Source organism: Fibrobacter sp. UWB11 (assembly GCF_900143015.1).
GTDB lineage: Bacteria > Fibrobacterota > Fibrobacteria > Fibrobacterales > Fibrobacteraceae > Fibrobacter.
The window spans coordinates 153,316-178,794 of the sequence record NZ_FSRT01000001.1 but is presented as its reverse complement, the minus strand read 5'-3'; the positions used below and the strand labels follow the sequence as shown (position 1 = coordinate 178,794).

Below are 25,479 nucleotides of genomic sequence, written 5' to 3'. Positions count from 1 at the left end.
TGTAAGCGGAACAATCCTCGAAAATTATTCGCCGAGGACAAACGCGACGGTTTTTTCGAGGTCTTCTTGTTGGCGTTTATGCACTTCGCCGTAACGTACAACACCGCGAGCCGCGTACATCGTATAAATTTCCGAGTCCAGCAATTGAATCATGCGATTCTTGATTTCACTCACGGAATACGGGTCAAAGTAAAGTGCCGCATTTTCGCAGACTTCGGGCACAGACGTTGTACCGCTTGCAGCAACTGGCACGCCATATCGCATCGACTGCACCGGCGGGTAGCCAAAGCCTTCGTTCAAGCTCGGGAAAATAAACGCATACGCGTTCTTGTGCAAGAATTCAAGTTCCTTAGATTCTACATAGCCGAGGAACACAAACGCATCCTTGTTGCGAACATGTTTGCGGTAAACTTTCACATTCGTTGCACCCGTAATCACGAGCTTCATATCAAACAAGTGATTTGTCGAACGCATCATCGTTACAAGTTCATCAAACGCCTTGACCGCACGCAAATTGTTCTTTTCCCAGCGGGCACCGCTCGTGAGCAAAAAGAATTTTTTCGATTTTACGCCCGGCGGCAAGAATCCTTCGGGTTCGTAATCCAGCATCGGGCTATAGAAAACGGGGATTTCTTTATCCAGAAGTTCCGGAAAGAACGACTTGATAGAAGCGCGGCTATGTTCGCTCACCGTAATGCATTCGGCACGACCGTCAGCAATGCGGGCCGCCAAATCGCGGTACTTAGGCGCATAGAAATACTTTTTCCAACTGTCACGGTAACGCACAAGCGCTTCGAGCTTTTGAGCAAGCTTTTTCGCAAAGCCAACGCCTTGCCAGCTGTACTGCATTTCGAGAGCGCGCACGCCATGCCACGTAAACACAAAACGCTTCACCTGAATTTGCCATTTGCCTTCGAGCGAATAAAGCGGCGTGTAGAACGCATCAATCGCATTTTCGTCGATAATCTGCTGCGGCGTTTTTTCGGCAATGTCAAAAAGCGGAATATCGCACTTTTCGCAAGCTTCAAGAATATCCGGCGACAAGTATTTGCGGCTATCGTAAACGCAACTGAACTTTGCGCTACGTTTCACAAGCGCCCAGAAAATCACTTCGCCATAGCTGCCGCCACCGTGAAACTTTGCACTGTGAATCGGCTGCACCGCCACGAGATTAAAAAGCAAATTCATAAACGTCCCCTAGAAAAGCTTGCCCAGGATTTCCAAAGGCTTTACGAGGAATGGCATTTTCTTGTACAGCCAAGCAAGCGATTTTGCAAACGCATAAGAGCGGATGATGTAAGCTCCCGCAGCGCCAACCTTGTTCGTCTGGTACATGAACGCATCCTTCGCATGCGCAATCACATCATCGTAATACTCGTTGATGTGAATGGACTTGTCCGCATTCACCGTCACAGGGAGGTTCTTCAAGTTCGTATAAAAGTCCTTGCGCAAAATCTTCGGCAAAAAGATGTTCATCGATTCCGGAACCTTGCGGCCACGCGTATCGATAATACGCGAACCAAAGAAGTGCAACACCTTCGCCGTCGGCAAGAATCGGTTGCCATAAGCCAGCTGGCAGTTCCAGCCGCCATCCATTTTCTTCGTCACGTATCCGAACTTGTAATTGGTTTCAGCAAGCGAAGCCATGTCATACGGGAAATTCTTGGAAACGCAATAAAGCCAAAGTTCGTGCCAAGTCTTGAAGAACTCGCGGGCTTCCGGCGTATCGGCGGCAAACATCACGCCCCCATTGAAAATCTCGTCGTTCAAAATCGGCGAAAAGCCCATCATCTTCGCGTTGTTCAAGACCTTCTTGCGGTTAATCGCCTTCGAGAGATTCGTGTGGAAGTCGAGCACGGCATAAATGCCACCGCGCCATTCGTCCGGAATCGAGAGGTCATCGACAATCGCAATGTCCGAATCCATGTACAAGAAATCGCCATCGACCACATTGCGCATCACCGTCTTGAGGTAACGAGAACGAAGCATCGGCGTGAACTTTTCATCAAGCGTCAAGACTTTGAGTTCATCGACAGCATCCTTCAAGACCGCACGCGGGCCCGTCAGAGTTTCAGCTGTCTTGTCGTCCGTCAAAAGCGTCACAAACGCATTCGGGTTATGGACACGCAACGAAGCAATCGCCACAAGCGTCTGTTCGCAAAAAAAGTCCTTCGGGGAACTCGTCAACACAAAAAGATATTTCACAGAAGGCATAGTCATCCTTAAAGCTCAATCGGTTTCTTGTTTTCGTATGCGGCAAGGCGGCTTTCCATCGTGCCACGCGGTGCATTTCGGAGGAAGTTCTTGATGCGTTGCCAAAGCGGGCGCCAGCTGCCGTTCGTCACGTGAATCGCAAAAGGTTTCGTCTTCGATTCGTTCAAGCTCGGCAAGAACACGTCACCCGGATAAATCGTCATTCCCTCAGAAAGTTTCTGCAATTCATTTTTATAAACAAAACCAAATTGCTGTGCCGTATGCGCGTAAACAAACGGAGAAATATTCTGGATATTCATTTCACCGTTCGGCAAAATGAACTTCTGGTTTTCGTAGTATTCCATGCACTTTTTAAGGAACGGGTGCCCGGCCTCGCCACCGAAAATAGCCGCTTGCAAAGCAAGCCCCGGGAGCGCAATCTGGTTCGGGTCCTTCTTGGTTCCGTCCTCGTTCAAGTACTGCCAAGACTTGTTTTTCTTGAAGTGCGATGTAAACTCAATATTCGTGAAATAGCGATTGTCCAGGAACGGATCAAAGCTCTGGTACATGTAAACATCGCTATCCAAATAGATTCCACCTTCGCTATACACGGCATAAAGGCGAATGTAATCGCTCGCGAACGCCCACTTAGAAAGCGAAACAGCCTCGCGCACAAACGGGACCGCGTCTATAATCTTTTGGCATTTAGCCATATCCCAATGGACAATTTCGTAGTCAGGGCAATGACGTTTCCAGCTGTCGATACACAACTGCGGCAATTGCGGCAGCGGATCATTGGAAAGCCAAATATAGTGTAGCTTCTTAGGAATCATGCAATTAATGTAGAAAAAATACTACTTAGCGGGCACTCCAAATATCTATATTTATATCATGATTTCTATAGCAATGGCAACATATAACGGCAAGACTTTTATCCGTGAACAGCTAGATTCCATCTTGGCTCAAACTGAGCAAGATTTCGAAATCGTAATTTGCGATGATGCATCGACCGATTCTACGCCCCAAATCCTTGACGAATACGCCCGCAAGGATTCTAGAATCCGCGTTTACAGGAACGAGAAGAACTTAGGTTATCGCGAAAATTTCAATAAGGCCGTATCGCTTTGCAAAGGCGATTTTGTTGCATTCAGCGATCAAGACGATTTGTGGCTTCCGAACCATCTCGAAACTTTGCACAAAGCTATCGGCAACAACCTCGTTTGCGGAGGCCGCACAGTACGTTGCCGCGAAGATGGTTCCACACTCAATGAATTTTCTCCGACGCCGTACCAGTCCAATGGACTAACTTCGCAAAAAGACCGTTTTATTTACCAGTGCTACGCATTTAATCTTTATCAAGGCGCATCGCAACTCATCAGCCGTGAAGCAGTCGAGCGATTCTTCCCCATCGAAAACGACGAATATGCCCACGACTGGTCACTTGCCGCAAACGCCATTGGCGAAAACCGATTTGTCTACACCGATACCGTCGTGACAAAATGGCGCAAGCACTCTTCTCAGGTCACGCACAAAAGACATTCGAGAGAAGTCCGCAAGAATCGTCTTGCACAATTTGCATCGTACATGTGGGCGCACAACGATATTCTCCGCAAAGATCCCACCATCAAGGAAATTCTGCACAAGGCAATCGAATTCCATACAAATTCGAGAATTTCTTACCGCATCAAGAACTTGTGCCACGCGTGGAGAACATCCAAGACGATTTACGGGCGAAACTTCACCGGAACGCTCAAAACCGTTCTCGGTTACTTGTTCACCGCTTCGCTGTAATTAGAATTTTCTCTTGTAGAACAAGAACTGCGCACCAAGTGCAAGCAGCACGCACACATAAACGACAATCTTTCCGACCATCGTAAGTGTTACAACTTGCGCGTTAATCAAGACGTAGAGCGCGAGCAACAAAACCATCCAAACGATTTCGGCCCACAGCTTGCTTGAATACGGCTGGAGTTTTCTCTTGAGCAAGTAAACGTTGCAATAAACAGACGACACAATCCCATAAAGGAGCATCGAAAGTGCTGCGCCCAAAAGTCCCAAATGCGGAATCAAAACGAAGCCTGCCACCACAGAAGTCACAAGCTGGATAATGCTCGCCTTCAAATTGACAACGCTCTTGCCGATGCCATCGATGACCGTATTCACCATGCCAAAGAACGTCACCACAAGTTGGAAAAACAGCAAAATGCCAAGCGCCATCGGCTGCACCACATAACTCTTACCCGCAATAGACATGATTTCTTCGGGGAACAGCACGATGAAAAATCCGATAATCACCTGAATCATCGTTGCCATCGACACGCAATAAGAATAAACGGGTTTCAAATCCGTCTTTAAGCGGGATTCATCCATGCCCGAAACAACAGGCGTGATAATCGGATTGAATCCGTTTCGAATCGTTTGCAAGCCATTTGCAAGAGTCATCATCAAGGCATAAACGCCAGACGCCTCGGCGCCCAAGAAAAACAGCACCATCCACAAAGTCGAACGCTGGAGCAAGTTTCCGACAAGGACTGTTAATCCAAGCGGCGCAGAGTACAACACCAGCTCTTTTGAAGCAAGTCCCGGCGGAACAAGCGGCATATTTTTAAACTGCTTGCGTACCGCTTTTGCATGTAAAGTAAAACCAATGACCTGTCCGAACAAGAGACCGAACGGAAGCGCATGCGGAATATCAAAGTAATGGAGCACAATCGACACGAGCGGCGCCATCACTGCAATCACAAAATCGTTGATAAAAATGGAAATCCACGGCTTACGGTTCCCTTCCGAAGAACTGCTCAGCACATACATGCCCGAATAGAACACCAAGGAAATCGCGTAATACGGGAGTTCATCCGAAATAAGCGATGTGAACGAGCCAAGAATAATGACAACCGTAACAAACAACGATACAGCAACAGAAATCCAGAACGATTCCATGATGCCATTATAAACGGGTCTTTTGTGAAGTTTATTTTGCGGCAAATACCAACGAAGCCCGATATCTAGGCCAAGTGTCGATGCACGCGCAATCGTAAGCAACAAGCCCTGAGTCGAAACGAATATCCCAAACTCGCCCGTTCCAAAGATTCGGGCTAACATAATGGTCAAAAGAGGACCACATATTTTCAGGACCGTACCCAAAATATTAAAGAGGGTACTTTTCTTCAAAAAACTTTTGTCAACATCTAACTCATTCATGCTCAACGCAATTTAAAAAAATGGTAAAATAGATTAAACCCTAAAATTTACAGAAATGCAAATAAAAACAAAAAAATTTACTACATTATACGTCATGGTTCAATTCAGTCAAACTTCTTGGCAATACGGTACGCTCTCGGATACGCTTGATATCATGCGCTACGCGCCAATGTCCTTGTCCGTTGGGAAAAACGCCGTTCTCTATTACACATTGCCAAAGAGCATTGAACCGGGCGAATTTATCCGCTACACGATTGTTGCCGGCTTTAGAAAATTAAGTTGGACCGGCATCATTGGAGCGGTCAACGCAGGCAAGACCAACAACGTCATTGAAATTGCAGCACGCCTTGGAGAAGGCCCGTTCCGCGGTTTTACAGCAAAGCACAAGTTCGATTCCGTCAAGGGAATTACCACTTGCTTTGATGACCTCTCATTCCAAGGATGCAAGGACTTTGCCGAAGACACATTCTCGATAGTCATGGCAAGCGCAAGCATGGTTTACGCTATTTCTGCAAGAGAAATGGCTCGTGAACAAATCGCATTTGTAGAAGCAAAGAAGAAGACGCAAGCTTTCGAAGCTTTGGATCAATCCGCAACAGCCGGATAAAATCATGTACAAGACCCTCGAACAGGCCCTGCTGGATTTGGAAAAAGCGGGAATGCTCAAACGTATTCACGCCGAGGTCGATCCGCATTTAGAAATGGCCGAAATTGCGAGGGAGAATTTTAGGCAGGGTGGTCCTGCGCTGCTTTTCGAACATGTCAAAGGGAGCAAGTTCCGCGCCGCATGTAACATTTTCGGAAGCGACGAACGATTCAAATTTCTGTTCCGAAACGGCTTTGAACAGACCAAAGCCGCTGTCAATTTCAAAGCAAATCCTGTAGATTTTTTCAAAAACGCATTAAAACATCCGGGAACGCTTTTCAAGGCAGGATTTGCTGGGATAAATTCTTTGCCCAAGCGCTCCGGGAGCATCAAGGATTTTGAAGAATGTAGTCTGAGCGACTTGCCACAGCTGGTCAGCTGGCCGCTAGACGGCGGAGCGTTTATCACGCTCCCGCAAGTCGCCACACGCCCGAGCGAAAATGCAAGCATCATGCAGACGAATGTGGGCATGTACCGCATCCAGATTTCAGGGAATGAATACATTCCGAACGAAGAGTGCGGACTGCATTACCAAATCAAACGCGACATTGCAAGGCACCACCAGAAAGCAATTGAAGAAGGCCGACCGCTCAAGGTGAGCATTTTTATCGGCGGGCCCCCATCGCACACGTTTGCAGCCGTAATGCCCATGCCCGAAAACCTTTCGGAATTGCTCTTTGCAGGCATGCTTGGCAACCGCCGTTTCCGTTACTTTGAACATGATGGTTACCTTGTCTCTAGCGATGCTGATTTTTGTATTTTGGGAGAACTCGAACCCGGTTTAAAGCCCGAAGGCCCATTTGGAGACCACATCGGCTACTACTCCGGCAAGCACGATTTCCCATGTATGAGAGTCAAGAAAATCCTCTGCAAAAAGAATGCTATTTTCCCGTTCACGGTCGTCGGGCGCCCGCCTCAAGAAGATACGCTCTTTGGCAAGTTTATTCATGAAATCACGAAGCCAATGGTTCCCGCTTCGCTCCCTGGCGTTTACGGAATTCACGCGGTCGATGACGCTGGCGTACACCCGCTTTGCCTAGCGCTCGGTTCAGAAGCGTTCCGGCCGTACGCCAGCTCCGAAGAACGCGAGCCGATGGAACTTTTAAAGACGGCGAATGCGTTACTCGGATTCAATCAGGCGAGCCTCACCAAATATTTGCTAATCGCCGCAAAAGAAGATGATACTCGCCTCGATGTAAACAACGTACCTGCGTTCTTCGGACACGTTCTCGAACGTGTCCACTTCGACCGCGATTTGCATTTCCAAACTGCAACAACGATAGACACGCTCGACTACACCAGCACTAGCCTTAACCACGGTTCAAAAATCGTCATTGCAGCTGCAGGCGCCAAGTGCCGCGAACTCCGTAACAATCCAAGCGATTTACAAACGCTTGCACTCCCGCAAGGATTCAAGAACGCCACCATCGTGATGCCCGGTGTACTCATAATCGAAGGCCCGGTATTCAACGAGACGCCCGCGGCTCTCGACAAAGCCGAGACTTTCCGAGAACTCATAGCAGCCCTCGCCCACTGGGAATTCCGCGAGAACTATCCTTGGATTTCTATTGTCGACGAAGGCGCCATTAATGCAAACAACACCGCTAGCACAAACAACATATTAAGCGATTTTCTGTGGCTTACATTTACGCGCTCTGACCCGGCACAAGACATTTACGGTCTCGATGAAGTTTTCGAAAACAAGCATTGGAAATGCAAGGCTCCATTGATTGTCGATGCCCGCATCAAGCCGCAACACCAAAAGCAATTGGAGATTTCTGCCGAAATTACAGCAAGAGCCAAACAAATTCTGAAAGACGCCGGAGTCTAACAATGTATTACGAACATTCTCATTCTTTTTCGCTTTTAAAAGTAATCGCTCTTGTTGCTTTGTATTTTTTCGTTGCCGTTTCTTACACGCACGCCTACGAAGATGAATGTGGCTCGATGCATGTTTGGGAAAATATTATCAAAAGACACAAGCAATCGCAAAACCAAACAAGTATCAAGCACGAGCCAAACGTCAAAGCCGAAGAAAAATGCAAGGCCGAGGATTATTACGACTCCGTCTACACCATTGAAACGCAGCACTTTCAAGTGATGTATGTTTTGACAGGGCCGCATGCAACCACAAAACAGTTTGCCGATAGCACCGCCGCCATTTTAGAAAGGGCGTGGGACTTTTACATCAACCAACATAAAATGCACGCTCCCAAGAGCCCAACCATCAGCCATCATTTCCGTAAACCCATAAAAGATGGTTTGTATCCGGTTGAAATCATCGACGTTAATCAAGTTAGGGACAACATTATCGAAGGCAATGGCTGTACAGCAAACTTCGCAGTCACCTACCCATTTGGCTTAAACGGTAATTCCGAAATTTTCATGGAGAACGATTTTTACTCCACATGCAACCGCTATAACGACAATGATACAATCTTTGTTCATGGAGATACTTGCACTTATCCCAAAACAAAAAATCCATTACTTAACAACACTTATAATTACAGTTATACAGACGAATGGGTCAAAGGGCTCCGCGTAACCATCTTCCACGAATTCTATCACTCGATACAGCTCACTTATCTCAACACAAGCGTAAATTTTTCATTCTGGTTCGAAGCATCTGCCACAGGATTTGAAGAAATCACAAACCCAGAAATTGATGACTATCTCCGTTACATTCCCAAACTTTTTGCAAATATGGGTCATTCGCTCTCAGAAGACACAAGCAACTACGGAGCATCAACGCTATTCCTTTATTTGTATCTAAACGTTTCTAAAGAATTAGACAGGCTTATTTGGGAAAACTACTACGCAAATCCGACACAGGATTTCGAATACCAACTTGAATCCGCACTAAAAAAACGCAATCTTAACGCTGATAGCATTTTCCACGACTATGCACTTAAACTTTCATTTTCAGGAAACCACACCGAATACATAAACAAAAAAAATTGGATTATCGAAGATCAGCCCAAATGGCCTGACGCTCCATTCTTCAATCAAGATTCCATCAAGCCGAATATCGAAAGCCTTGCATTCGAATTCTACACCATCCCGCAATTTTACTCGGCTCCTTACACTACAGATTTCACAGACTTTATCGGTAAAGCATCAGTAATCGTATACAATAACGGCAAAGCATCCATTTACAAAGTTTCAAGCAACAAGACGCTTGACAGTCTAACAACGATATTAGCAACAAGCGATTCTTCGGCATGGATTTTCAGCAGATTGGGAAAATCCGAAAGCATCCCGATTTCAAACAGTACCGCTGAACCGCACGCATTCCCGGTTCCTTGGAAACAGGGGCCTCTCTGCTTTGCCCCACTCCCCAAAGACAAGAAATTCATCGAAATCCGCAACAGGCGCGGTGACCTCATTTCACAAGAAAAATACGAAGGCTCGTCTTATTGCCTGCAAGAAGAACAAGTTAAATCGATGATGGCTCCGGGAATCCACCGATTCCGCGTTGGCAAAAAAGGCAAAACAAAAAGCTTTATAATTATTTATTAGTCGAGCGCGTCCATTACAGACACTCTCCGATCCATGGGAACAAATTATTCTTTTGTTCTAACGTTTTGAGCAACTGCAAATTCGGCTTTGCTTTAACAGCCTCTGCATAAAGCGCACGGACATTTTCGTAATGTCCATTCAAACGGGCGCGAGCATAATCCGCAGCCGAATTATTGTGAATCATAAACGCCCAGTCCGAAGCCTGGAACAACACAAGTTCACGCGCCATCTGCGCAAGGAATCGCTTGGTTGTCTTTGATCCACGTTTTTTCAAATCATTCATCATTCCGCGCATTCTAAAGAACAGCGGATACTGGAACGCCACAGCATCATTCATCCATACTTCGCCAAAGCCGCCTTCGCCCCACGACGAGAAAATCGGCGCATGGACTTCGGCATCTGCGACAGTTCCCGTGACATTCAATGACGGTACAGAATCTTCGAGCGATGCCATTTCGACAACATTCGAACTAGCCGCACGTTCAAACATCTTTTCGATAAACAGCGGACCTTCGAACCACCAGTGTCCAAAAAGTTCCGCATCGTACGGGCAAAGAATCGAAATCTTATTGCCATCCATATTCGGGAGCAAATTCGAAACAGTCTCTTCGCGGTTTGCGACAAACAAACGCGCATGGTCTTCTACGAGACGTAGCGCATTCCACGGACGATAAATTTTCTTGTCTTCGCTACCAGTAATGCGATAATACTTGAGGCCCGTTTCGATGTGCGTTCCAGCAGCAAGGAAGTAATCGCCTAAATATTCATCTTCGCGTTCGTGCGCAATATCCTTGAAAAACTCGCGATATTCAGGATGCCCCGGATACCCCGTTTTGCGGCTCCATACTTCCATGGAACTGCTCTGTTCGCGTCCAAAGCAATAAAGCCCCGCAGGCGTCTTAATCGGTGCAAACACGCCATACTTCGGTGCCGGTTTTGCAAGCAGCACCCCATGCGTTTCCAAGAAGAAATACTTAAATCCGTATTCAGCAAGGATTGCATCCAGGCCTTCAAAATAGCCACATTCCGGGAGCCACAAGCCACGAGGCTTTTTACCAAAAGCATCTTCGAAAGCACGAACGGTAATTTTTAACTGAAGATGAATGGCCTCGACATCGCCTTGATACGCAGGCAAAAACGGATGCGTTCCCACACACGTGAGCAAGTTGATTTTACCAATCTGCTCCAAGCGTTTCAAAGAAGGGATAATTTCGCAGCCGCAATCGTGTTCCCACGTATTGATTAAAGCAATTTGACGGCGGTAGTAAAAATTCACTACCTCCATTTTTTCGGAATCATTCTGCAAGCGGACTTTTTCGCGCTCCAACAACTCAAGTTGCTTATGCAAATGGCGCGAGAATTTGTCCAAAAGCGAACGATCGGTAAGCATCGCCAAAAGCGCTGACGATACACTAAAATTCAAAGTGCCCGGCACGCCCTTTTCTTCCAGACGATTGAGCATCTGGATGATGGGCAAATACGTCTCCGCCATAGCCTCAAAAAACCAGTTCTCTTCCAAGAACCGGTCATAAGAGGGTTCACGCACAAAAGGTAAATGTGCGTGAAGCAAAAGGTGTACTTTACCGGGCTTCGGCATTATTCCGTGCGCTTAACAACGATCGGAACGATTGTAGTCGGGAAATCGCCGTCCTTATCAGTAGCAAAGACCGGAATAATCTTCGTCACGTCTGGGAGGTCTTCTTCAAAGCTGAAGGTGCCATCCGGGTTGAGCGGGAACGGTTCGCCACGCACCTGCAAATGCGCATCCGGACGCGTGCCGCCGTAAACGATCAAGCGAGTCTTTACCCACAAGAAGAAGTCCTTGCCGTAGTTCACGGAATCCTTCGGGAGTTCAAGCTTGTTGCTCTTGAGAGCGGCACTGGAAAGTGCGCCCGAGAACATGGAGCCCGAAGAACTCGAAAGCGATTCAAGCCAGTTCTTTGCAGACATCGAGGAAAGTCCCGAGCTGCCAAAGCCGCCAATGGAAGCACCACCAAGCGAAGCACGGACAAAAACGTTTTCCGTATTCACTTCGGAGCCTTCGAACTTAAACGTCTGCATCGGACCAGCTTCTACGAGCGGTTCAAACTTGCCAGCAGAAACAACGCCAAGAGCTGCAGCACAGTTCTGCGTTGCCTTGTTTTCCACGTACCAAGTACGGGCGTCTGCCGGAACTTCAATATCGTGGAACTTGAGCTTCTTGTTGCGCTTTACCGTGAGGTCGTTCGAAATATCGAACAAGCGCAAAACGAGCTTGCCCTTGCCTTTCTTAGCAGCCTTGATGCGTTCTTCAGAAACTTCCCAGAAGGCCTGCATCCAGTTCGGGTCCTTTTGCATGAGGACCAAGTATTCAGCATCGAATGTTTGCGGAATAGCTTCTGGAGCAGCAGCCTTTGCAGCCGCAGTTTCGACAACTTCTACATCAACCTTCTTTGCTTTTGTAGCAGACTTCACTACTTTCTTTGCAGCAGCAACGGACTTTGCAGTCTTCTCAGAAACCTTCGTCGTCTTTGCAGTAGTCTTGGCTGCGGAACTTGTCGCAGCAGCCTTGTCGGCCTTCTTCACGGTTTTCTTTGCAGGAGCTGCCTTTGCAGCAACCTTTTCAACTGTTGTCGCAGGCTTCTTAGCGACCTTTGCAACAATCTTCTGTTCGGTGGCCTTTGTAGCCGTTTTCTTTTCGGCCTTTACAGCAGTCTTCTTTGCGGCCTTTACTTCGGTTGCATCACTTGCTGAAGTTTCAGCAGCCTTTGCGGCAGTCTTTGCCGTAGTCTTCGTTGCCTTCTTTGCAGGAGCTGCCTTCGTAGCAGCAGCCTTTACAATTTCTTCTTTTTTCTTAGTAGTCATCTCGATCTCCTTCTAGTTGAATCTTACTGACCACGGGTCTTGCCCCAATTTCCGACACCCACCAAGCCCAAGCGAATACCAATAAACGATTCACTCCAGTTGCGGTCGTCGTCCGTCAGGCGCACCCCACCTTGAATGGCGAGATCCAACATTGTGCCCTTTCTCCCAAGCGGGAAACCAGCACCAATAGATCCACCTATTTCAGATACATCTTCTACATACCAGCTTTTGTACCAGAGACCAGCTCGATAAGCAATGCGATCCCAATAGGAATCATAAAAGACATCACTTCCATCGCGCTGATATCCAATGGATATATTAAAATCATTTTGCGTTTTTGTCACCTGCGACATGCTCCAACTTCCTGCAACATTGTCTATATCGCGGGACCATGCACGCCAGGCAACATCAGCCATCACATTGTGACGTTTGTTCAAACGATAACTGACGCCAGTCGCAAGCATTGCAGGCACCTTGATGGAGCGAGTATAATGTGTTGGAGCAAGCGTATCCAATTCGCTGAATCTTAAGTTGTATTCAAGTTCATTCTTGAGCGTATAGGGCGTCGTGAACGAGAAGAAATACGAAGCCATACGACCGCGGAACTGGGCGGCAACAGTAAAGTAAGCCGAATTCTTGAGTTTCCAGTCGCCACTCACATGGTCCGTCACTTCGGAATTGCTGGTCGCCCAAGCATCGGTACTGTCAATTTCGCTATTGTCCGGTCCAAGCGTAAGGTCACGAGTAAAACTACCCATCACAAAGTGCGCCGAAGCACCGAGCGAAACCGCACGGAAAAACGGAAGTCTAATGGCATAAGTCGGCACCAGTTCATAAACGCTGCTCTGGTATTCGATTTGTGCATTCCAGTTTTCTTCTTCGTTATCAATGTCTTCGCGCATCGTAGAAGAATAATGTTGCCACAACGAGAAACCAAGCGTTCCAAAGTCATTCATCGGGAACGTCAAGTTCATCGAAGGCATCGTGAGGTTCGTCTTTGTGAAATGCGAATTAGAGCGATCCGCCGTTGTCACATCGAGCAAGAAGTTCAAGTTAAACGTGACCTTGGAATCAAAAGCCTGACGAGCCGGGTTCACAACAGAAACACCTTCGATATCACCCGTCTTTGCATTACCCGCAAAGCCACGACCAGCCATAGCGGCAGAACCGCCAGCAATCTGTTCCTGACCAAGAGCCTCAAGGCCAATCATTGACGCAAAGGAAAAACTAGAAACACAAAGCAATGCGCTAATAAACTTTTTCATTATTCCTCCCCACGCTTAGAAGCAAGCCAGAGCTTAAGCGTAGCGGGTTTGCTCTTGATAGTGCTAAAATCGTAACGGGCATAATCTCTATCAGATGTAAATACCTGGAGTGTATCTCCACTTGCAACCTTGATTGTATCCCCATTGGCCAATCGAATCGTGCCCGCGTTATCCGTAGTATGGTCGTAGAAATACGTGTCCTTATCAAAGATAAGCGTATTACTAAAGCGCATCAGCATCTTGAACGTACGGCCATCGCTAGCCCTGTTGATGAAATCACGCATGCCATAAGTCACTTGCAACGACAAGGAATCGCCAGGGTAGAACACCACGTTGGGGTGACCAATAGAATCGACTCTAGCCTTATTCTTCTTGTACTCTTCCCAGTTGATGATAGAGGTATCGGCACTATCCAAGAAGGAACCTGCCTGAACCAAGATTGGCAAATTCATTTCTTGGCTACCCTTGGAATCGTCCCTAAAGAACGTCACAACAGCCATCACGACTGCCTGGCGCACATCGTTGCTGTCGCCCACGGTATAAGGGAATTCATCACCGTAAAAATCAGCCAAGGCTTTCAAAATCGGCTTGGACGGGAATTCGACCAACAGGGAATCGATACCACCGCCATGCAACACAAGGCAATCCGAGCAATCTTCGAGATTAGAGTAAATATTCACGGCACGCTTCGGTCCAAAGCTTTTCGGAGAGTCTTTCTTGCTCTTGGCCACCAAAATCAATTGCGGATAGTAATTTACAGAACCTGCGCCATAGAATCGGTAAATATGCTTTGCTTCCGGAGCAGACAAGCGCAGCTGCAAACGACGATAGCCCTTATTTTTGTGGAGGTCATCTACAAGAGCCTTCGGCATATCAAGCGTCAAGAGGGAATCCTTTTTGACAATCGAGATAGAAAGCGTCGTATCGGCAGAATTTTTTGCCTTCCACGTTTCTAGTTCTTTAGACCAAACGGAGTCATCGGCAGCATCGCCAATTTTATCGAACTCACTCTTTTTCAACTTTTCCGAAAGAATCCAGCTCACGTTGAGCTTCAAGTCTTCCTTGATGGGGAAAAAGTTCGAGGGCAGATAATAGTCATTGTAATACGAATCCCAAAGTCTCAAATGCAAATAGGAAATCGCAGAATCAGCACTATTCAGAGTATCGAGGAATGCGCTGTCCAATGCGAAATCAAAAACAGCGTCGTAAGAAATGCCATTGGCGGTACCGAACACGCCACGTCTCCAAGCACTCTTGGGGAGCGTATCACGATAAACTTCGGCAGACAAGGGATTCAAGTCACCAACAGTCACTGTCTGAACTTTATAGCTGCTAGGCATTCCCTGGTCAGAAAGCCAGTTAGACAAGCCATCGTCATCCGAATCGAACAAGCAGGACGACAAAACGAACGCCAAAAGCGGGAATAGGATAAATTTTTTCTTATTCACTCAGAACTCCGAGTATTTACTTGTAATAAATTTCGCCCATAATATAGCAAAATCGCTGTAGGGAAATTAAAGTTGCTAGTTCGTAGTTACTAGATACTAGTTAATAGTCATTAGAAAATCCCGATTTAAAATTCTCTAGTAACTAGGAACTCAAAACTTGGAACTCCAATCCAAAATGCTATATTTGCGGTCGAAAAACAAAGAGGAAATTATGTCTCAGTTTAACGCTCATTTTAGAAACATCAACGGCGACGATACCTACCCGCTGACCGACGTCATTTACCGCAGCAAGGTGGACGGTAGCCTGCTCGAAGTCGAACACGACCGCGCAGCGCTCGCAAGCCGCAGCCCGGAAGAATGGAAGAAGCTCTTTGCCGAACGCCGCATGAGCTTTAAGCCCGAAGACATGAGCGGTATCTGGAGCAAGCGCGAAATGGTTCTCCCGGATATTCCGGTCGAAGACATCGTCACCATGCGCGAAGGCTGGAGCCCGCTCTTTGATGCAGCTCCGCTCGCCAAGGACTTGGGCATCGGAAGCCTCAAGGTGAAGCTTTGCGGCAACTCCCACACTGGTTCTTTCAAGGACCTCGGCATGACGGTTCTCGTAAGCCAAGTGAACCACATCATCAAAAAGAACATTCACCCGATCGACGCCGTCGCTTGCGCTTCTACCGGCGACACTTCTGCAGCTCTCAGCGCCTACTGCGCCAAGGCAGGCATTCCGTCTATCGTGTTCCTCCCGGCCGGCAAGACCAGCACCGCACAGCTCATCCAGCCGATTTCTAACGGCAGCATCGTGCTTGCTCTCGACACCGACTTTGACGGTTGCATGAAGATTGTTCAGGAAGTCACGAAGGACAACCGCATTTACCTCGCCAACTCCATGAACAGCCTCCGCGTCGAAGGCCAGAAGACAATTTCTCCGGAAATCTGCCAGGAACTCGGTTGGACCGTTCCGGACACCGTGATTATCCCGGGCGGTAATCTCGGTAACGTGAGCGCACTTGCCAAGGGTTTCGAAGACTGCAAGGCTATGGGTCTCATCGACCGCATTCCTCGTATCATCGTTGCTCAGGCCGAAAACGCAAACCCGTTCTACCGCGCCTATACCCGCGGCTTCGACAAGCTCGAACCGGTTCAGGCCAAAAAGACGCTTGCTAGCGCCATCCAGATCGGTAACCCTGTTAGCTATCCGAAAGCTGTTCGCGCCATCCAGAAGACAAACGGCATGGTTGTAAGCGTCACTGAAGAAGAACTCGCAAATGCAGCCCACCGCGGCGACCGTATCGGTCTCTACTGCTGCCCGCACACGGGTGTCGCTCTCGGCGCTCTCGAAAAGCTCTGTGCCGAAGGCAAGATTGCGAAGGACGAAAACGTCGTCGTCATCAGCACGGCACACGGCCTCAAGTTCACGGAATTCAAGGTTGCTTACCACGAACAGAAGCTCGAAAACATCGCAAGCAAGTACGCAAACCCGGTGTTCAAGGCTCCTGCCGAAATCGGCGCTGTCATGGACATCTTGAAGAAAGAGATGGCCGCCCGCCGTCGCTAATGCGCCAGCATTAGTCAATGGCCCTAAGCCGCCGCTAATAGACACTTGTCATGCCCGCCACCGAGCGGGCATCTCCATTTCAAAAGCTCGCCCATCGGCGAGCTTTTTTGCAATCTCAAGAAGGCGATCCCGCATCAGAGTGCGGGATGACAACGCGAAAAATATGCGGAATGTCAATGCATAAAAAAAGAGAAAGGGCTCTAGAAGAGCCCTTTCCTAAGAAGGAGAAAATATTGAGCGGTTTCCAGAACCTTGAACCTATCAGGAGGGGAGCAATGATAAAGTCGTTTCAGGATTTACCTTTCTAACCATTCTCAACGCTCTAAATATACCAATTCGTAGGCGGTCTGGTTCTTTCCTTTTTCTTATTTCTTCACTCAATAAAATTTACCTTTTTAACTTTTGCACCTGATATTAAATTTTTAATCTTTAAATCAGCATTGCAAAAGTTAGAACAAAGTAATCTCATTCTTCTCTGAAGACAATCTTGCACTTCGGAACGAAACGGAAGCCACCGCGACGATGACGTTCAATTTCGAAGTACTTCTTGACGCCTTCGCTCGGATGTTCCGGATCGTCAGAGCCATTGATATGGGCAATAACGCGGTTCAACCTGCTCTCGAAGTTCGGGCGGAGCGGGTCCATGCAAATAGCCGGGTCACGTTTGAATTCGCGGTTCTCGTATTCTTCACGACCAGTCACAGTGTATTCACGGAGGAGGTTGCGGAGGATACGTGCCGGAACGTTACGCATGAGGTGCTTGCTGTTCACAGAGATTGAGTCATCGCTCTTGTAGTACACGATCGTGACAGAATCGTTCATGGCATCGAGCAACTGTTCGTGAGCCTTCTGGATCGGAGCCCAAGCAGCAAATTCCTGTTTCACCACAGAGCTCATGAGCTTGAGGAACGGTTCGGAAGCATTTACGTTAGCCTTGAAGTTGAACTCAAGAACGTAAGCCGGAGCGCCGTAGTAGCAATCCTTTTCGATAAGAACGGCACCGGTCTTCGGGTCGCGGATATCGACCAAAGAACGGACGCAGCCAATGCTCTTTTCGACGTCGTTCTTCCATTCGAGGTTGTGTTCCTTGATGCAATCGTTAAACGTTGCATGACGGCCAACAAGTTCACCCTTGATGTACACACCGCCGTCTTCCTTCATTTCGGCGGGGACTCTGTTTTCAAGAGCTTCGATAAACGAGGTTTGTGTAGCGAGGTAGCTAATGTGTTCGTATGCAGGCGTGTTCAAGAGGAGAGGTCCAATGTTGATCATGCTGCGGATCCAGCGCATCGGGTTTGCAGCAAGGACACCCGGAGTCTCGAACTGGAACGTGAAGTCCACCCTGCGGTTTCCATCGATAACTTCGTTGCGAAGGATATTAGACTTCGTCAGGAACGGATAACGTTTCGGAATGATTTCAAGGCAAAGTTCACGAGCATCTTCAGCAGAGTAGAACGAAGAGACGAACGGCAAGTAGGAGCGAAGCACGCTACGAGCGGGAACGGCTTCAAATGCAGCGCAACGCTTAACAATGCGTTCGATGAATTCATCTGGATTTTCACCGCGTTCGTACAACCACGCGACGATGTTGTCCATTATGAATCGGTAAGCGCTTTCATCTACGTATGAATCTTCGAAGTACAAATCATTTAGAAGTTTCACGTTGAATCGCGAATCTCGTTTGACCAAGGTCAATATGTCCTTGACCGGGTAAGACATCAGTAATTCAATGTGTGCTAGCTGAAGGAATAGATTTGAAACCATTTCACTCACCTCACTTGTTCATAAAAATTCATTAGCTATATTTATAATATAGCAATCAAATAACAAATAGCATACGTAATTAGCTACATATAAAAGCGAAAATGGCTGAAATTCACCTTTTATCCGACGAAATCATCAATAAAATTGCTGCTGGCGAGGTCATAGAACGTCCAGCATCGGCTGTTAAGGAACTTATTGAGAATGCAATTGACGCCGGAGCAACCCGAATTCAAGTCCAAATTGAACAAGGTGGAAAGAAAAAAATCCAAGTTACAGACAACGGTAAAGGCATGGGTAGTGCCGACCTGGAACTCTGTTTTTTGCGCCACACTACATCCAAACTAACAAATGCAGACGACTTATTTCACCTCCAGACAAATGGTTTTCGCGGTGAAGCAGTCGCCTCTATTGCCGCTGTATCCAAATTAACGATTACAAGCGCCACACAAGATGGCGAAAGTGGCCGTATCGTCGTAAAGGGTGGCGAGGTCATCGAAAGAGAAGATATCCAGACAAGCCGAGGCACGACATTCCTTGTCGAAGACCTGTTCTACAACACGCCCGTACGCCGCACATTCCTCGGCAGTGAAACTTCCGAGTGCTCCCGCATTTTAGACATTGTCTTAAAAACAGCCATTTCGCACCCGGAAATCCGTTTTGACTATAAAGTTGGCGACAGGACGGTCTTTACAGGCGTTCCCGGAGAGCTCCGCAGCCGCATTGCCGAAGCCATTGGTTCCAAAGTGGCTAAAAGTTTATTGCCCGTCGACTACACCGAAGCGGGCGTCCATGTTTCGGGCTACATCTCCCCCACCACTGAGACAAACGGCAAGCGCAACCACCAATTCCTTTTCATGAGGAACCGTCCCATCGAAAACAAGATGGTAAGCAAGGCAGTTTCTCAAGCCTACGAGCCATACGGAGCGCAGTGCAAGCCTGTGACGGTGCTCTTCCTCGACATGCCGGACATGGAATTCGATATCAACGTGCACCCGGCAAAGCGTGAAGTCCGTTTTGCGAACGGAAACTTGGTATTCCTCGTCGTGACGCATGCCATTCGCGATACGTTTACTCGGGATTTGGAAGCAAATTCGCCATTTATCGACTTGAGCGACGAACTTATGGGAGGCCCGGCAGCGGCCCCGCAAACAACGCCTATGCGCTCCACAATGGCTGAAACGCCCGCGCAGCCTTCGTTTGCATCACCAGCCGCACCGACACAGCCACAAAACGACTTGCCGTGGGAAAATCCATTCGCGAAAACAAATTATGCAGGCATTACCCCTGCAAACACATCTGCTAATAAGCCATACGCAAAGTCCGCAAGTGCCGCGAATACGCTTTCGGACAAGAAGTCTAAATACGACGTAAGCGATGACGTTCAAGACCTGTTTTCGCTCCCCGAATACGGCAAGATTATTTCGCTGGAACCGGACCACACCAAGCCTGAACCACCGCGTGAAACGCCGTGGGCCCCGCCTTCGTTCTTCCAGATTGCAAACACGTATATCGCTGGCGAAGATTCCAACGGTCTCTTGATTATCGACCAGCACGCAGCCCATACACGCGTGCTCTTCGAACAAGCTATGGAATCGCTCCAGAACAACATCGCTCAAGACAGTCAGGAACTCTTGTTCCCCGAGCTCATCGACCTTTCTAAACAAGAAAAAGAAATATTCCGAAACGTCGATGATCAACTGCGCAAGCTAGGCTTCTTTGTCGAGCCATTTGGCGGTGACACCTTCCAGATTCGTTCCATCCCAAGTGCACTTCCGCTTTCGCGTGCCGCCAAAGCCGTTCACGATTTCTTGAACGATGTCGACGAAAACGATACCAAGAATGATATGGTCAAGTTCCAGGAAGCAATTGCAAAATCTTGGGCAAAAACAAACGCATACCAGGCAGGCGATAAGCTCAAGCCCGAAGAAATTACGGCACTCGTAAGCCAGCTGATGATTACGCAGGACCCGCTCAAGTCCCCCTTCGGAAGCCCCACTCTGATGCGCTTAACGCTTGAGGAACTGAGCAAGAAATTCAGACACTAGTTCGCTAGAGGTCTTACCGACATCCAGAATTTTACGTAGACGGATTGCAATTTCGTCTACGGTTCCGATATCTTGCTGGAACAACGCATCAACAATAGATTCAGCCATTCGATCGTTCATCTTATGGCGAATGATAAATTCCGGAGTCACACCGCAGCCGAAAATGGCATTCGGGAGCGACAGGAATTCGGACTTGACCAAGATTTTTCCCATCGCATATGTCAAGAAATCCGGCACAACGCATGCAGCAAACGGAATTCCGGCACACGCCATTTCAAGCGTACTCGTTCCAAATGAAGTGAGCGCGGCCGAATATGCCGAATAAAAATTCAATCGGTCACTTAAACGTTTCGGAGCCACCACAACTTTTAACCAACTCGGCAAACGTCCGTCATAAAGTTTTTCGAGCGCCACCAATAGCGGAACTTCCAAATGTTCTCTTGAAGCCACAACGACAACATCTGGAATCGGGCCCATGTTATTTTCAGCCCACACGTTACGGTATTTTTCGGCAACCGTAATAAACGAGGGCAAATTGCGCAAAGCACTCGCACGGCGGCTTCCCGGCAAAAGTAACATGTCGGATTTAGGTTCCACACAATCGAACTTCCAACTCGTTATCGGATGCTTGAGTCGAATCGTTTCGCACCCCATCCGCTTGTAAGCAAGAGCTTCGATGTCAAAGAACACAGCCAAACGAATATTGCTTGCCTGCTTGAACACACTAGCCCGCTTGGATTTCCATGCCCACACTTGCGGAGGCGCCACATAAAGCATGGGTTTCCCCCACTTTTTAGCAAGGGAAGCAAGTCGCATGTTAAAACCCGGATAATCGATAGCGATGATGCCCAAGCACTTTTTCGATTCCGCGGCATCACTCAAAACTTCAAAAATATTCTTTAACGAAAAATACTTTGGAACCACATCGCCCATTCCCGAAACAGGGAGATCGTTGTAATCCCACAAGGGAAGAAGCCCTTTCTCCTGCATCAACGGTCCGCCGACACCAATAACCTTAAAACCAAGGTCAACCGCGGTCGCGACCATCTCGGCACCAATCATGTCGCCGGAATCCTCTCCTGCACAGAAGAGGATATAAGGAGAATTATCTTCGTTAACGTTTTGCACGATTCGATACCCAAACCTTCAGTGCACCCAAATCGGTCCTGAGCCACTGCAACAATTCCTGAGTATATACAACTTTATATTTTTTTAAGAGAACGACATGCTCGTAACCCGATTCTGTCTCCAAATGGAACACAAATTCGCATCCTCGGGTGTATTCATCGGCCAAATTGGTCTTCATTTCGACTTCAAGCTTGTCCAAGAACTCGTCTGTAAGCATTCCCGAGTAAAGCGATACGTGAATATGGCTTACCATATCGCAGCGGACGCGGTCAAGCTGGATAACTTCTTCGACGATAATTTGGTAACCATCGCGGTCACGCTGCTGTTCAAGCACGCCCTTCACAAGCACACGGTCATCAATCGAGACCGTATCGCGCAAACGTTCCCACACATCCTTCTTGAAGAACATTTCAACTTCACCATGGAAGTCCTGGATAGCGCCCGAGCCAATCGTATCGCCGCGCTTTGTTTCGATGGAACGCATGCGGATAACCACGCCACCAGCAACGACCGTTTCGCCCACATGGCGCACGATTTCGTCCTCCGAAAGCGAGCAACTCGTAAAGCCCATCAGTTCGGGACGGAACTCATCAAGCGGATGGCCCGAAAGGAATAGCCCAAGCACGCTGCGTTCCTTGTTGAGCATTTCCATGGCCGTCCATTCTTCGGCTTCTTCCAAGACTTCGGCCGTATTCGGCATGGCTGCAGCACCACCCAAATCAAAGAGCGATACCTGCCCCTTCACCTTGTCTTCCTGACTGCGCATAGCAACTTCCAAAGCGCGGTCCACCGTAGCGCATTGCACAGCACGACTCCCCGGCAAATCATCCAAGGCGCCCGCCATAATCAAACATTCCAAGACCTTCTTGTTGAGCGGCGGACGTTTTTCCGGCTGCGCCGCCTGGTATTCCGTCACGCGCTTGCAGAAATCAAAGATATCCTTGTAAATGCCACGGCGTTCGCGTTCCGCTACAACGTCTTCGACGACAGCGATACCCACGTTGCGGATACCCGCGAGACCGTAAAGAATTTGGCCCTTCGTATTGGCAGAGAACACGCCCAAAGACGTATTGATGTTCGGCGACAAGACTTCGATGCCGAGGCGCTTACATTCCAAAATGATGGTCACCGTATCTTCGGTCTTGCCCATCTTGGAAGTCATGGATGCGGCCATGTATTCCGGACCGTAATGCGTCTTGAGGTACGCCGTCTGGTAAGCCACGTAAGCATAAGCAGCAGCATGGCTCTTGTTAAATGCGTATCCGCAGAACGGAAGCACGGCATCCCAGACCTTCTGGATCATGGCCTTGTCGTAGCCCTTGTCCAAGCACTTCTGGAAGAACTCCGGTTCGAGTTTTGCCATCTTTTCCGGCATCTTCTTAGCCATGATACGGCGAATATTGTCAGCGCCGCCCAGCGAGTAGCCACCCAAAATTTGAGCGAGCTTCATCACCTGTTCCTGGTACACGATAACGCCATACGTTTCGCCAAGCACCTGTTCCAAGTCCGGATGATAGCAGTCAATCTCTTCCTTGCCGTTCTTACGGGCAATGAAGTGCGGAATCTGGTCAATCGGCCCCGGTCGGTACAGGGCGTTCATAGCGATAAGGTCAAAGATTCGTGTCGGCTTCAGTTCGCGCAGGTACTTCTGCATACCCGGAGATTCGAACTGGAACACCGTCGTCGTAAGGCCCTTGCCCAAAAGTTCGAACGTAGCCTTGTCATCAATCGGAATCTTGTTCATCACAAGCTTGATGTTGCGGTTCTGTTCGACCATCTTCACCGTATCTTGAATGATGGACAAGTTGATAAGCCCAAGGAAGTCCATCTTCAAAAGTCCGATGTCTTCGGCGTAGTGCTTATCGTACATCACCACCGGCGTATCTTCCGGAGCTGCACGGTACAAAGGAGCAAGGTTGTAAATCGGAGTCGGCGTAATCACCACGCCGCAAGCATGCACGCCCGTCTGGCGCGGCAAATCTTCAAGTCTTTTGGCAACGTCCCAAAGGTTCTGGTAGCTTGCACGGCTGCCAATCATCGCCTGCAACGGTTCCGGGCTGTAACCGTCTTCCAGGTTATTGCCCTTCTTGTCCTTACCCGTCCAGGCCTGCTTTAAGCTAAAGTTCAACGTGCGCTGCGGGAAGAGCTTTGTAATGCCCTTCGCTTCGGCAGGCGGAATCCCGAGCACGCGCGCAACGTCCGTAATCACCGCCTTCGACTTGAGCATACCATAGGTAATAATCTGGCCCACGCACTCCTTGCCATACTTGTCCGTCACGTACTGGATCACGCGACCGCGGTCACGGTCCGCAAAGTCCGTATCGATATCCGGCATGGACACACGTTCCGGGTTCAGGAATCGTTCAAAAAGGAGGTCAAAAGTAAGCGGGTCGATGTCGGTAATACCGATGATGTAAGTGACCAAGGAACCAGCAGCAGAACCACGCCCCGGGCCCACGGGAATGCCGTGTTCACGAGACCAGTTGATGAAGTCCCACACAATGAGCAAGTAGCCCGCCACGTTCATGTTGCGGATACAGTTGAGTTCCTTGTACATGCGCTTGCCCACGTTCGTTTCGTGAGCCGGGAACTTGAAATCTTCGTCGGGGAATCGCCACTTTAAGCGTTCATTGCAAAGATGCGTGATGTAAATGTCGGCATCGCCCCCCGGTTTGCACCAGCGATGCACATTCTTCTTCAAAGCTTTCTGGTCATCTTCATCAAAAAATTCCGGCTGCGACAAGCGGTCGATTTCGGCATTGTCCGCATCGGTCAGCGCATCTTCGGCAATACCCTTCTCGGTACAGTAATTTGCCTTGACCTTCTTTTTGCGATCCTTGATGACACCCTTGATTTCACGCTCGTAAACGACCGGATATTCCGCATCGTATTCCGCCTTCATGATGGATTTGATATTCTGGTATTCGTCCGAAGAAAGGAACTCATCGGGAATCTTGAAACGCGGCCAGAACTCGTCACCGATACCGGTTTTCACGGTAAAGTTACAGCGTTCGGCAATCTTGACCGTATTTTCGATAGCGCCCGGGATGTGCCCGAACAGTTCCACCATTTCTTTCTCAGAGCGGAAATAGAACTTTTCGGTGGGGAAGCGCTTGTCCTCGAAACCGTTCAGCGTGACCTTGAGCGAAATGCAACGCAAAATCTTGTGCGCAGTGGCATCTTCGGGCTTGATGTAATGGACATCGCCCACCGCAACCACTTCTCGCCCATACTTCTTTGCGAGTTCCACGTTGAATTCATTCACGCGCTTTTGCTGCGGAATCCCGTTATCGCAAACAGAAATGTACAGATGGTCGTGGTCAAAAATCTGATTCAGGCGGTCCATGTATTCGAGCGCAAGTGAATCGCGCCCCGAAGCTACATTCTGCCCATAGCGGCTAAAGAAATCGCCTGCAATAGCGATAATACCTTCCTTGAACTGCTCAATCGTATCCAGCGGCACAGACGGAATTTCTGCCCAGCGGTCCCCATCTTCGTAACGGTAACTCACGATGCGGAGCAGGTTGTAATAGCCCTTTTCGTTTTCGACAAGGAGCGTCAATCGTTCAAAAGTCGTAGGATCTTTCTGGCTTGCACTCGGCGTATCCACGTAAATATGGCAACCATAAACGGTCTTGACCGGTGGAAGTCCCTGTTCCTTACGCTTTTTGTTCAAATCTTTTCCGCGTGTCTGGATTTCCAAAATTCCAAACATGGCACCATGGTCCGTCAACGCAACGGCAGGTGCATTTTCTGCTGCGGCAGCCGCCAAAATATCATCAAGTCGGGCCGAAGCCTGCAAAATCGAAAATTCAGAATGAGTCTGTAAATGAACGAACGCCATGCTAGCAATTTAGTAAAATGAAAAATCCCG

At 48.4% G+C, this 25,479-nt stretch carries 17 protein-coding genes; 6 read left to right on the top strand and 11 right to left on the bottom strand.

Annotation, left to right across the window (positions count from 1 at the left end; genetic code table 11):
- Positions 1 to 24 precede the first annotated feature (24 nt).
- Genes BUQ91_RS00895 through BUQ91_RS00885 form a run of 3 tightly spaced genes read right to left on the bottom strand, consistent with a single transcriptional unit; the run spans position 25 to position 3,026 of the window.
- The gene (locus tag BUQ91_RS00895) at positions 25 to 1,188 is read right to left on the bottom strand and encodes a glycosyltransferase (RefSeq protein ID WP_074207806.1); all 1,164 of its coding nucleotides are present in this window, start codon (positions 1,186 to 1,188) and stop codon (positions 25 to 27) included.
- Between the two features lie 9 nt (positions 1,189 to 1,197).
- The gene (locus tag BUQ91_RS00890; protein ID WP_254842195.1) at positions 1,198 to 2,214 is read right to left on the bottom strand and encodes a glycosyltransferase family protein; all 1,017 of its coding nucleotides are present in this window, start codon (positions 2,212 to 2,214) and stop codon (positions 1,198 to 1,200) included.
- A gap of 8 nt (positions 2,215 to 2,222) precedes the next feature.
- Positions 2,223 to 3,026: a glycosyltransferase family 32 protein gene (locus BUQ91_RS00885; protein ID WP_074207804.1), complete on the bottom strand. Its 804-nt coding sequence runs from the start codon at positions 3,024 to 3,026 to the stop codon at positions 2,223 to 2,225.
- Positions 3,027 to 3,099: 73 nt separating this feature from the next.
- On the opposite strand from BUQ91_RS00885, the gene BUQ91_RS00880 reads away from it, so the two are divergent.
- On the top strand, positions 3,100 to 3,984 hold the full coding sequence (locus BUQ91_RS00880) for a glycosyltransferase (RefSeq protein ID WP_254842194.1): 885 nt from the start codon (positions 3,100 to 3,102) through the stop codon (positions 3,982 to 3,984).
- On the opposite strand, the gene BUQ91_RS00875 is transcribed toward BUQ91_RS00880, so the two are convergent.
- Positions 3,985 to 5,295, bottom strand: a complete 1,311-nt coding sequence (locus BUQ91_RS00875) for an oligosaccharide flippase family protein (RefSeq protein ID WP_254842193.1) — start codon at positions 5,293 to 5,295, stop codon at positions 3,985 to 3,987.
- Positions 5,296 to 5,488: 193 nt separating this feature from the next.
- Here BUQ91_RS00875 and BUQ91_RS00870 point away from each other — a divergent pair, with 193 nt between their 5' ends.
- Genes BUQ91_RS00870 through BUQ91_RS00860 form a run of 3 tightly spaced genes read left to right on the top strand, consistent with a single transcriptional unit; the run spans position 5,489 to position 9,559 of the window.
- Positions 5,489 to 6,001 carry a hypothetical protein gene (locus BUQ91_RS00870; protein WP_072827605.1) on the top strand — a complete coding sequence of 171 codons (513 nt, stop codon included), beginning with the start codon at positions 5,489 to 5,491 and terminating at the stop codon, positions 5,999 to 6,001.
- Positions 6,002 to 6,005: 4 nt separating this feature from the next.
- Positions 6,006 to 7,871, top strand: coding sequence for a UbiD family decarboxylase (locus tag BUQ91_RS00865; RefSeq protein ID WP_074207801.1), 1,866 nt, complete (start codon positions 6,006 to 6,008; stop codon positions 7,869 to 7,871).
- Between the two features lie 2 nt (positions 7,872 to 7,873).
- Positions 7,874 to 9,559, top strand: coding sequence for a hypothetical protein (locus BUQ91_RS00860; protein ID WP_254842192.1), 1,686 nt, complete (start codon positions 7,874 to 7,876; stop codon positions 9,557 to 9,559).
- A 13-nt stretch (positions 9,560 to 9,572) separates the two neighbouring features.
- On the opposite strand, the gene BUQ91_RS00855 is transcribed toward BUQ91_RS00860, so the two are convergent.
- Genes BUQ91_RS00855 through BUQ91_RS00840 form a run of 4 tightly spaced genes read right to left on the bottom strand, consistent with a single transcriptional unit; the run spans position 9,573 to position 15,116 of the window.
- Positions 9,573 to 11,156, bottom strand: coding sequence for a glycoside hydrolase family 57 protein (locus BUQ91_RS00855; protein WP_074207800.1), 1,584 nt, complete (start codon positions 11,154 to 11,156; stop codon positions 9,573 to 9,575).
- A complete protein-coding gene (locus BUQ91_RS00850; protein WP_074207799.1) occupies positions 11,156 to 12,403 on the bottom strand; it encodes a DUF4912 domain-containing protein in 1,248 nt (415 codons plus the stop codon). The genes BUQ91_RS00855 and BUQ91_RS00850 overlap by 1 nt, the downstream gene beginning before the upstream one ends.
- A gap of 23 nt (positions 12,404 to 12,426) precedes the next feature.
- Positions 12,427 to 13,668, bottom strand: a complete 1,242-nt coding sequence (locus BUQ91_RS00845) for an OmpP1/FadL family transporter (protein WP_074207798.1) — start codon at positions 13,666 to 13,668, stop codon at positions 12,427 to 12,429.
- The gene (locus BUQ91_RS00840) at positions 13,668 to 15,116 is read right to left on the bottom strand and encodes a hypothetical protein (RefSeq protein WP_074207797.1); all 1,449 of its coding nucleotides are present in this window, start codon (positions 15,114 to 15,116) and stop codon (positions 13,668 to 13,670) included. The genes BUQ91_RS00845 and BUQ91_RS00840 overlap by 1 nt, the downstream gene beginning before the upstream one ends.
- A gap of 211 nt (positions 15,117 to 15,327) precedes the next feature.
- Between BUQ91_RS00840 and thrC the strand changes: the two genes are divergently transcribed.
- Entirely contained in the window at positions 15,328 to 16,668 is a 1,341-nt protein-coding gene (gene thrC, locus BUQ91_RS00835) for a threonine synthase (RefSeq protein ID WP_074207796.1), read from the top strand.
- Positions 16,669 to 17,133: 465 nt separating this feature from the next.
- On the opposite strand, the gene BUQ91_RS00825 is transcribed toward thrC, so the two are convergent.
- Positions 17,134 to 18,432, bottom strand: a complete 1,299-nt coding sequence (locus tag BUQ91_RS00825; RefSeq protein WP_072827613.1) for a hypothetical protein — start codon at positions 18,430 to 18,432, stop codon at positions 17,134 to 17,136.
- Positions 18,433 to 18,533: 101 nt separating this feature from the next.
- Here BUQ91_RS00825 and mutL point away from each other — a divergent pair, with 101 nt between their 5' ends.
- Positions 18,534 to 20,477, top strand: a complete 1,944-nt coding sequence (mutL, locus tag BUQ91_RS00820) for a DNA mismatch repair endonuclease MutL (RefSeq protein ID WP_074207795.1) — start codon at positions 18,534 to 18,536, stop codon at positions 20,475 to 20,477.
- Here mutL and BUQ91_RS00815 read toward each other — a convergent pair.
- A complete protein-coding gene (locus BUQ91_RS00815) occupies positions 20,439 to 21,605 on the bottom strand; it encodes a glycosyltransferase family protein (RefSeq protein ID WP_074207794.1) in 1,167 nt (388 codons plus the stop codon). The two genes, mutL and BUQ91_RS00815, sit on opposite strands and share 39 nt — an antisense overlap.
- Entirely contained in the window at positions 21,592 to 25,449 is a 3,858-nt protein-coding gene (gene dnaE / locus BUQ91_RS00810; RefSeq protein ID WP_074207793.1) for a DNA polymerase III subunit alpha, read from the bottom strand. The genes BUQ91_RS00815 and dnaE overlap by 14 nt, the downstream gene beginning before the upstream one ends.
- Positions 25,450 to 25,479 lie beyond the last annotated feature (30 nt).